Raw genomic sequence first — 9,016 nt, 5'->3', positions numbered from 1 at the left:
CCGGTCCGGCGGCCCGTCCTCTTCCGGGCGGTCGGTCGGGCGCCGGTCCGCTGGCACGTCCCCGGGCGGGAGGTCGGCCACACCGGGCAGCAGCCGACCCCGGGCCACCAGGTCGACCGCGAAACCCGCCAGCTCGGCGAGGTGCCGCAGGCCGGCCCCCACCACGGCGTCGAGCCCGTCGAGGGTACGCAGCAGGTCGAACGCGTCGTCCGGGGCGTACCGCAGGACGGGGGTGCGCCAGGCGGCGAGGGTGACCGGGCCACGGGCCGGTTCCGCGACGGTGGCCGGGACCAGCTCCGGCGAGTGCAGGGGCGCGCCCGCCCGGGTGGGGAGGGTGAGCGGCACGGTGCCGGCCGGGCGGTCACCGAGCAGCGCGGCCAGGGTGCCCGGGTCGGCGGCGAAGGGGTGGGGGCGTTCGCGCGGGGCCCGGCCGGGGCGACGTGGCACCTGCGTCGGCCGGGCCGAATCCTCCGCCCACACCGCCAGACCGGCCCCCACCAGCCACACCCCGTGGACGACCAGCACTCGTTCCCCCTCGTCGACGCCCAGGGGTCAGGATAGGCGGCGAGGGTCGGACCCTGCCGCTCAGATCGCGCCGGTGCTGCCGTCGGTCAGCTCACGGAGGATGTCGGCGTGGCCGGCGTGCCGGGCGGTCTCCTCGATCATGTGCACCATGATCCAACGCAGGGACACCTCGCCGAGCTGCGGCTGCGCCACGACATGGTCCAGCGGGAACCGGGCGGCCAGCTCACGGGACCGGGCGCAGGCCCGCTCGTAGGCGTCGGCGAGCTGGTCGAGGGTCTTCCCCTCGGCCAGGGCGAAGCTGGCCGCCGCGTCCTCCTCGGAGGTCGGGAAGACGTCGCCGGGGGTCGGATCGAGCAGGAACGGGAACCAGTTCCGCTCGACCAGGGCGAGATGCTGCAGGATGCCCGCCACGGTGGTGGCCGATGGCACCAGCCGGCGGGTCGCCTCGGCGTCACTCAGGCCCCGTGCCTTGCGCAGCACGGTCGCCCGGTGGAAGTCGAGGAACGCGTCGAGCACCGCCCGCTCGTCGCCGGTGCGCGCCAGCACCGGGGCGAGCGTCGGATCGATCCGGATTTCCGTCATCACCGGACGGTAGCGGCGACCGTGTCGTCCCGCTGTCCCCCCGCGAACCCGCTGTCGCCGGCAAACCCTGCGCTCCGGCGGCCGGCTTGGCAGGATGGGCGCATGGCTGCGACGGTACGGATTCCCCTGGCGGACGGCCCGGCTGACGGCGAGGCGGTCGACGTCGAGCTGGACAGCAACGAGCGTCCCCCGCTGACCCACCATCACCTCGGCCCGCAGGGTCTTCTCGACGCCCAGATCTACGAGTTGGAGTCCGCGGGCGACCAATGGCGCTACCGCTGGCGCGGCCCGGCCGTCTGACCCGGTCGGCACGACCGCTTCCGGTCGGGTGCCGACCCGACAGCCGGGGCCGGCACGACCACTTCTGGTCGTGTAGGTCGCCGGTCGGGTGGGTCGCCGGTGGTGGCGACCCGGCCGTCGGACCGCCGGCGTCGTCGCGATCCCGGCCGTCAGGCCGCCGGTCAGGCGGCCATCCGGGCCAGGGTGCGCGAGCGCAGGCCGTCCAACACGGCGCGGGTGACCTGGGAGGTGCCCCGGGCCTGGTCGCACACCTCGGCGACCCGGCGGGCGGTGGCCTCGCGGCGGGAATCCCGTTCGTCCCAGAGCCGGTCGACCTCCGCCAGCAGCGGACCCTCCACCTCGCGTTCCACGCCGCGCAGCGCCGGCACCCCGAGCCGCTGGGCCAGGTCGAAGACCTTCCCGGCGTACGGCAGCGGCAGGAACGGGGTGCCGACCATCGCCGCGAAGATCAGGAAGTGCAGCCGCATGCCGACCGCCAGGTCGAAGTGCTTCATCAGGCCGAGCACCTGCCGGGGCGAGTAGTCGCCGTGCAGGATGCGCCCCCGGTCGGCGGCGATCATGTGGGACAGCACCCCGTGCGAGTGCCTGATGTCGTCGCGTTCCATCGGCACGAACAGCACGTGCGCGTCGATCCGCTGGACCAGGAAGTCGCCGATCTGGGCGAGCAACCGGTGGTACCCGTCGACGTCGAGCCGCTCGGCCGCCCGCCCCGGCTCCCGGACACTCAGCCCGACCAGGCGCTTGCCGGCGGGCACCCCCTCCTCGCGCAGCAGCCGGGCCGGGAAGTCCTCCGGTTCCAGCAGGAACGCCGGGTCGGCGGTGACGGTGATCGGGTTGAGCAACCCGGCCTCCTCCAGCACCATCCGGGACTCCTGGTCGCGGACGGTCACCTCGGTCGCCCCGGCCAGCGTCTCCCGGACCATGCCGGTGTCCACCCCGTCGCTGAGCGGGCCGACACCCACCGCGTACGTCAGCAGGGGCAGGCCGCGTTCCTGGGCGACCCGCACGACCCGCAGGTAGCGGCGGGCCTCCTTGTCGTACAGGATGCCGCCGCCGCCGAGGATCAGCAGGTCAAGCTGGCTGAGCACCTCGGCGGAGTCGACCCGGCTCACGCCCTCCCAGGGCACCGCCTCGACGTCGGGATGGGCGAGCGCGGTGTGCGCCGGGTTGCGGGAGAACACGATGATCCGCGCATTCGGCTCCTGCTCCCGCAGGTCGGCCAGCAGACCGGTGAGAATCGCCTCGTCTCCCAGGTTCCGACCGCCGTACGAGCCGAGCACACCGATGGTCAATCCGGTGGGACCCCTCATCCGTCACTCCTCCCCAGGAACGTCCCGGCGCGCATTCCCCCTCCCACCCCACCCATGCCCCCACCTCCGCCCTCCCCTCCCTCTCCCGCCCTCCACCCCCGCCCAGCTCCCGCCCGCCCACCCGGCCCACCCGGCTCTCCCGCCCCGGTGATCAAGAGGTTTGCGTCACCACACCCCGCTCTTCCCGACCCAAACCTCTTGGTCACCGGGGACACCTACGGGAGCAGGGTGGTGATCAAGAGGTTTGCGTCAACCCACCCCCGTCTTGCTGGCCCAAACCTCTTGGTCAACAGGCACAGCGGTGAGGGTGGGCGGGTGATCAAGAGGTTTGCGTCAGGCCACCCCGCCTGGCTGACGCAAAGCTCTTGGTCAACAGGGACATCGACGGGGGTGGAGGGGTGACCAAGAGGTTCACGTCGGGTTGGGCCGGGCTGTTGACGCAAAGCTCTTGATCACCGGAGCGGGAGGGCGGGGCAGAAGCGGGAGCCGGGGCAGGAGCAGGGGCGGGAGCGGGAGGGCGGGGCGCGGCGTGGGGTGGGTGGGGTAATCGGGTTGCCTGGGGTGCGGGGTGCTCGCCAGGGTGGGGAGATGGCGGGTGTGAGCGCGGGTGCGGGCAGGATCGGGTGGGACGAGCTGCCTGGGCATGTCCGGCAGGCGGTGGAGCGGATCATCGGGGACCGGGTGGTCGAGGCGGTCTCCCAGAGTGGCGGGTACTCCCCGGGCACCGCCGACCGGGTGCGGACCGCCGGTGGTCGACGGGCGTTCGTCAAGGCGGTCAGCCCGGCGCAGAACCCGGACAGTCCCCGGATGCACCGCGCCGAGGCCCGGCACACCGCCGCGCTGCCCCCGTCCGCGCCGACGCCCCGGCTGCTCGGTTGCCACGACGACGGCGACTGGGTGGCGCTCGTGCTGACCGACGTCGACGGACGGCACCCGTACACCCCCTGGCGGAACGCCGAACTCGACGCGACGCTGCGTACGTTGGAAGCCCTGGCCGGGACGCTCACGCCGAACCCGGTGCCGGGCACGCCGAGGGCGGCCGAACGGTTGGCCCACGATTTCGGCGGCTGGCGGCGGATCGCCGCCGACCCGCCACCCCGGCTCGACCCGTGGGTCGCCGGGCACCTGGACGAGCTGTGCGCGGCGGCCGACCGGGGGCTGGCCGGGCTGACCGGGGACACCCTGTGCCACCTGGACGTGCGGGCCGACAACCTGCTGATCGGTCCGGACGGCACGGTCACCGTGGTGGACTGGCCGTGGGCCTGCCGGGGGCCCGCCTGGCTGGACACGGCGCTGCTGCTGGTCAACGTACGGTTGCACGGCGGGCACGACACCGAGGCGTTGCTGCGCCGGCTGCCGCTCACCGCCGGGGCCGACCCGGCCGCCCTGACCGGCTTCTACGCCGGGCTGGCCGGCTTCTTCACCGACAGCGCGCGCCGCCCGCCGCCGCCCAACATTCCCACCGTACGCGCTTTCCAGCAGGCCCAGGCCGACGCTCTGCTGCCCTGGCTGCGCCACCGCCTCGACCACCCGCAGACCGCCGGTTGACCAAGAGGTTGGCGTCACCGACCGCGGATTCCGTGACGCAAACCTCTTGATCACGCGGGCGGAAGGCGGGCGGGCGGGGGCGCGGGGGGCGGGGGGAGAGAGGGGGCGGGGGTCAGTGGAGTTGGTGGGTGAGGAAGGGGAGGGCGAGGTGGGGTAACAGGGGGGTGGTGGGGATGTCCTGGTGGGTGAGGCCGGGGAGGATCGCGAGGCGGGAGGTCGGGCGGGCGGTGCCGTCGCCGCCCGGGTCCCGGTGGCCGCCGCCGAGCAGCCCGTAGAACTCGGCCATGTGGGCGACCGGGATCGCGTCCGCGTCGGCGAAGACCAGCAGGGTCGGTACGGCGAGCGCCGCCACCTGCGGTGTCCAGTCGTACTCGCGGCGCAGCAGGTCACCGGTCTTGGCCCAGAGCACCGGCCAGTCCTGCGGTCGGGGGGCGATCCGCGTGTAGAGCTGGTGCGGGGGCGTGCCGCGCATCCGTTCGCCGGCCCGCTCGTCCTGGCTGGACATGGCGGCCAGCACCTCGGGATACCAACCCTGCCGCCGGAACGGGGTGGAGACCAGCACCAGCCGGCGTACCAGGTCCGGATGCTGGATGGCGGTCCGCAGCGCCACGCCACCGCCGAGGGAGTACCCCAGTAGCTGCGCCCCGGGCAGGTCGAGGTGCCGCAGCAGTGCGGCGACGTCGTCGGCCATCGACTCGTAGCGCAGTGGACGATCCACGTCGGCGGTGCGACCGTGGCCCTGGAGGTCGACTGCGATCACCCGGCGGCGGCGGGCCAGCGCCGGCAGGATCGGGGCGAACATCTCCGCCGCGCCGTAGCCGCCGTGCAGTAGCACCAGCGGTGGGCCGTCGCCGTGTTCCTCGTACCACAGCCGCAGCCCGTTGACGTGCGCGTAGCTCACGATCTCACCTCCGACCGGCGTCGGGATGCGGGCCGCCGGGAGCCGCCACGGCGACGCTCCCGGCAGACCTGCCGGCGGCGTCCCATCGGCTCAACGATCCGGCCGCCGATGATCGACGGCCGTTGTCGTTGCTGGTCGGAGGGTGGGCGCGGCAGGTTTCGAACCTGCGACCCCTCGCTTGTAAGGCGAGTGCTCTCCCACTGAGCTACGCGCCCGGAACGCCCGTACGAGCGGGCCGGTGGCTGGCAAGCTTACCTGCCGGCCGCCGGCCCGTCGCAACGGTGTGCCCGGAGACCGCTCAGGCGGCGACCGTGTCGGCGAGGGCCTTGCGCCAGCCCTGCTGGTCACGCGCCTCACCCGGCATGTTCATCTCGGCGAACCGGACGATCCCGGCCTTGTCGATGACGAAGGTGCCCCGGTTGGCGATGCCGGCGAGGTCGTTGAAGACGCCGTACGCCTGGGCGACCGCCCCGTGCGGCCAGAAGTCGGACAGCAGCGGGAACTGGTAGCCCTCCTTCTCGGCCCAGATCTTGTGGGCGTAGACCGAGTCGACGCTGACGGTGAGCACCTGCACGTCGTCGTTGACGTAGTCGTTGAGGTTGTCCCGCACCTCGCACAGCTCACCCTGGCAGATGCCGGTGAAGGCGAGCGGGTAGAAGACCAGCAGCACGGTGCGGTTGCCCCGGTAGTCCGAGAGCCGTACCTCCTGGTTGTTCTGGTCCTTCAGCAGGAAGTCGGGTGCCTCGGCACCAACCTCGATCGGCATGCGAACTCCTTGGTGGGTCGAGTCTGAGGTGGGTTCAGCCTGCCACACCCGCGGGCGACGCCCGGGGTGTGGGACTGCTCAGTCGCGTACGGCCTACTTGCGGCCCTTGGACCCGCGGCGCAGCACCAGCCGGGCGCCGCTCCAGTCCTTGCCGGCGTTGAGGGTCGAGGTCTGCTGGAGCCCGGCGGTCTGCGCCGACTCGGCGACCTCGCTCGGCTCGACGTGGCCGTCGCGGCCGGCCTTCGGGGTCAACAGCCACACGACTCCGGCGTCGGCCAGCGGACCGAGGGCGTCGACGAGGAGCTCGAAGAGGTCACCGTCACCGTCGCGGTACCAGACGAGCACCGCGTCGACCACCTCGTCGGTGTCCTCGTCGACCAGTTCTCCACAGCGGTCGGTCAGGGCGTCCCGGAGATCCTGGTCGACGTCCTCGTCGTACCCCATCTCCATGACGACCAGGCCCGGTTCGATCCCGAACCGGTCCGCCAGGAGACGTACCCCGTCGGCGGCCTGACCAGCGGTCGCGCTCACTGTCGCGTGCCTCCTCATCTCGTCCCTGCCCGGCGGCGTCGCGGTGACGCCGTCAGGCAGAGTCCACACAGTTGTGGTCCGTCGCGCAAGTGGCGCACCGGGTGGAACGGAATTTACCGTGCCAGCAGCGTACGGGCACCCTGGGTAATGGCATCCTCGGAGACCAGCACCTGACGGGCAGCCGGACCTAATGGTACAAACGAGTCAACTGCCGCCACCCGCCGCGCCGCCCCCACGTATCCGGCGTCGACCAGCGCCGCGAGAATGCCCTCCCCCACCCCGCCGGAGCGCCGCGTCTCGTCGACCACCAGCACCCGCCCGGTCGCCGACGCCTCCCGGATCAGGTCCGCCACCGGCAGCGGGGCCAGCCACCGCAGGTCCACCACCCGGCAGCCGATCCCCTCGTCGGCCAGGGTCGACGCCGCCCGCAGCGACATCCGCACCCCGTTACCGAACGTGACGATCGTGACGTCCTCGGCCGAGCCGACGCCGTACACCCGGGCCCGGCCGATCGGGGCGTGGCCGGCGGCCCAGGCGGACGGCTCAGCGTAGGAAGCCAGCCACTCACCGTCACCCGGCTCGTACAGGTCCCGGGTGTGGTAGAGCGCGATCGGCTCCAGGAAGACCGAGACCGTGCCGTCCACGACCGCGGCGGCCAGGCAGGTCCGCAGCAGCGGGCCGGCGTCGTCCGGCCGCGCCGGCACCGCGACCACCAGACCGGGCACGTCCCGCAGTACGGCCACCGAGTTGTCGTTGTGGAAGTGCCCCCCGAACCCCTCCTGGTACGCAAGCCCCGGCACCCGCACCACCATCGGGTTGCGGAACGCCCCCTGGGAGAAGAACTGCAGGGTGGCCGCCTCGCCCCGCAACTGGTCCTCGGCGTTGTGCAGGTACGCCAGGTACTGGATCTCCGGCACCGGCAGCATCCCGGCCAGCCCCGCGCCCAGCCCCAACCCCAGCACCGACGTCTCGTCCAGCAGGGTGTCGAAGACCCGGGCCGCCCCGAACCGCTCCCGCAGCCCCTTGGTGACCCCGTACACCCCGCCCTTGGCGGCGACGTCCTCGCCGAACACCGCCAGCTGCGGGTGGCTGAGCATCCCGTCGGCGAGCGCCGCGTTGATGCTCTGCGCGAGGGTCAGCGGGCCGGCCAACTCCGGCGGCCTGCCCGCGAACGCCTCCGCCCGGCCGGCCGCGTCCGGCCCGGCGGCCCGCTGGGCGGACTGTGCCACGGCGGCGGCGACCCGCGACGGCCGGCGGGGCGACAGCGGGGCCACCACCTCGGCCACGGCCGACAGCTTCGGCTCGTCGAGCACCTCCTCGGCGGTCCGGCGCACCTGCCAGCCCCGCTCGTCGTAGCGGGCCAGCAGCTCCTCCCCGGTGGCTACCCCGGCCTCGACGAGCAGCCGGGCGGTGGCCAGCACCGGGTCGCGTGCCTCGTCGGCGGCGATCTCGGCGGTGCTGCGGTACGCCTGCTCGGCGTCGGCACCGGCATGGCCCAACAGCCGCACGGTACGCAGGTGCAGCACCGCCGGGCGACGGTGCCGACGCACCCAGCCGGCGGCCTCGGCGGCCACCGCGTGCACGGCCACCGGATCGGTGCCGTCGGCGGCGAAGTACCGCACCCCCGGCCGGGCCCGCAGGGTCCGCTCCACCCAGCCCTCCGGCGACCGGACGCTGATGCCCAGGCCGTTGTCCTCGCAGACGAAGAGCACCGGAATCCGCAGGCCGGTGTGGTCGTACCAGCCGGCGGTGTTGAAGGCGGCGGTGGCGCTGGCGTGGTTGACCGAGGCGTCGCCGAACGAGCAGACCACGATGGCGTCCCGGGGCCACGGCGAGCGCGGCGGGCCGTCCGGGTCGTCGCGCCGGCCGGCGGTGTCCATCCGGCGCAGCCGCTCCACGGCCAGCCCCAGCCCGACCGCCCGGGGCAGGTGCGAGGCGATGGTCGACGTGGTCGGCACCACGGCCAGGTCGGCACGGCCGAACACCTTGTGCCGGCCCCCGGCGATCGGGTCCCGGGTCGAGGCGACGATGCCCCGCAGCACGTCCCGGGCCGCCTCGGCGTACGCCTCCTGCCACCCGTCCAGGTCCGGGCCGCCCGCCGGATGGGCCACCGCCGGCTCGGGGCGGGGGCCGGTGGCGACGGGCCCGACGTCGGCCGGGTCGCCCGCCGGGTCGGGCGCACCGGCGGCGGACGTGACGGCCTGGCCGGTGGGGACGGTTACCGGGGCGGGCCGCTGGCGGGGCACCGGCTCGGCGGTGCCGTCGGCACCCACCCGGTAGGCGACCGCTCCGGCCGGGGGTGGTGGCACGGCGATGCCGTCGAGCGCGTCCGTCGGGCGCACCGACGCGGGGTGCGGGTCGTGGACCGGGGAGCCGGGGCCGGTCTCCCCGCCCCACCCGGCACCGGCGGCCGACCCGCCCGGCGGACCGGCCTGGACGGTCCCGTCCGGCAGGCCGGTGGCGTCCGGAGCCCCGGGTGACAGGTCGGCGGCGGCCGAGGTTCCGGGCGGCGCAGCCGGGGCGTCGCACACCGTCGCCGCGCCGCCCGCAGCC

At 74.1% G+C, this 9,016-nt stretch carries 8 protein-coding genes, 1 tRNA gene and 1 pseudogene; 2 read left to right on the top strand and 8 right to left on the bottom strand.

The features are described 5' to 3' along the window. Positions 1-525 (bottom strand): annotated as a pseudogene (locus tag ACOJTC_RS32215) (ATP-dependent helicase); the annotation flags it as partial. A 60-nt stretch (positions 526-585) separates the two neighbouring features. After that, entirely contained in the window at positions 586-1,107 is a 522-nt protein-coding gene (locus ACOJTC_RS32210) for a DinB family protein (RefSeq protein ID WP_420119712.1), read from the bottom strand. Between the two features lie 102 nt (positions 1,108-1,209). Here ACOJTC_RS32210 and ACOJTC_RS32205 point away from each other — a divergent pair, with 102 nt between their 5' ends. After that, entirely contained in the window at positions 1,210-1,407 is a 198-nt protein-coding gene (locus ACOJTC_RS32205) for a hypothetical protein (protein ID WP_204926417.1), read from the top strand. A gap of 161 nt (positions 1,408-1,568) precedes the next feature. Here ACOJTC_RS32205 and ACOJTC_RS32200 read toward each other — a convergent pair whose 3' ends face one another. Next, the gene (locus ACOJTC_RS32200; RefSeq protein ID WP_204926416.1) at positions 1,569-2,717 is read right to left on the bottom strand and encodes a polysaccharide pyruvyl transferase family protein; all 1,149 of its coding nucleotides are present in this window, start codon (positions 2,715-2,717) and stop codon (positions 1,569-1,571) included. Positions 2,718-3,305: 588 nt separating this feature from the next. Between ACOJTC_RS32200 and ACOJTC_RS32195 the strand changes: the two genes are divergently transcribed. After that, positions 3,306-4,265 (top strand): aminoglycoside phosphotransferase family protein, encoded by a 960-nt coding sequence (locus tag ACOJTC_RS32195; protein WP_420119711.1) that lies wholly within the window; start codon positions 3,306-3,308, stop codon positions 4,263-4,265. A gap of 112 nt (positions 4,266-4,377) precedes the next feature. Here ACOJTC_RS32195 and ACOJTC_RS32190 read toward each other — a convergent pair whose 3' ends face one another. From ACOJTC_RS32190 to ACOJTC_RS32170, 5 genes are all read right to left on the bottom strand, one after another. Continuing rightward, a complete protein-coding gene (locus tag ACOJTC_RS32190) occupies positions 4,378-5,166 on the bottom strand; it encodes an alpha/beta fold hydrolase (protein ID WP_420119710.1) in 789 nt (262 codons plus the stop codon). Positions 5,167-5,309: 143 nt separating this feature from the next. Further along, positions 5,310-5,381: transfer RNA gene (locus ACOJTC_RS32185), tRNA-Val, on the bottom strand. A gap of 83 nt (positions 5,382-5,464) precedes the next feature. Then, positions 5,465-5,932, bottom strand: coding sequence for a peroxiredoxin (locus ACOJTC_RS32180; protein WP_204926412.1), 468 nt, complete (start codon positions 5,930-5,932; stop codon positions 5,465-5,467). Positions 5,933-6,025: 93 nt separating this feature from the next. Next, the gene (locus ACOJTC_RS32175) at positions 6,026-6,463 is read right to left on the bottom strand and encodes a DUF3052 domain-containing protein (protein ID WP_420119709.1); all 438 of its coding nucleotides are present in this window, start codon (positions 6,461-6,463) and stop codon (positions 6,026-6,028) included. Positions 6,464-6,576: 113 nt separating this feature from the next. Continuing rightward, entirely contained in the window at positions 6,577-8,946 is a 2,370-nt protein-coding gene (locus tag ACOJTC_RS32170; protein ID WP_420119713.1) for a thiamine pyrophosphate-dependent enzyme, read from the bottom strand. Between the last annotated feature and the right edge of the window lie 70 nt (positions 8,947-9,016).

Origin of the sequence: Micromonospora sp. (assembly GCF_048594385.1) — a bacterium.
In the GTDB taxonomy this organism is placed as follows: Bacteria; Actinomycetota; Actinomycetes; order Mycobacteriales; family Micromonosporaceae; genus Micromonospora; species Micromonospora wenchangensis.
Note: the sequence above shows the minus strand (reverse complement) of the source record. Positions and strands in the feature narration are given on the sequence as shown.

Excerpts from the sequence above, each read along its gene's own strand:
- ACOJTC_RS32200 (WP_204926416.1), bottom strand. The coding sequence starts at position 2,717 with ATGAGGGGTCCCACCGGATTGACCATCGGTGTGCTCGGCTCGTACGGC.
- ACOJTC_RS32210 (WP_420119712.1), bottom strand. The coding sequence starts at position 1,107 with ATGACGGAAATCCGGATCGATCCGACGCTCGCCCCGGTGCTGGCGCGC.
- ACOJTC_RS32180 (WP_204926412.1), bottom strand. The coding sequence starts at position 5,932 with ATGCCGATCGAGGTTGGTGCCGAGGCACCCGACTTCCTGCTGAAGGAC.
- ACOJTC_RS32195 (WP_420119711.1), top strand. The coding sequence starts at position 3,306 with ATGGCGGGTGTGAGCGCGGGTGCGGGCAGGATCGGGTGGGACGAGCTG.
- ACOJTC_RS32205 (WP_204926417.1), top strand. The coding sequence starts at position 1,210 with ATGGCTGCGACGGTACGGATTCCCCTGGCGGACGGCCCGGCTGACGGC.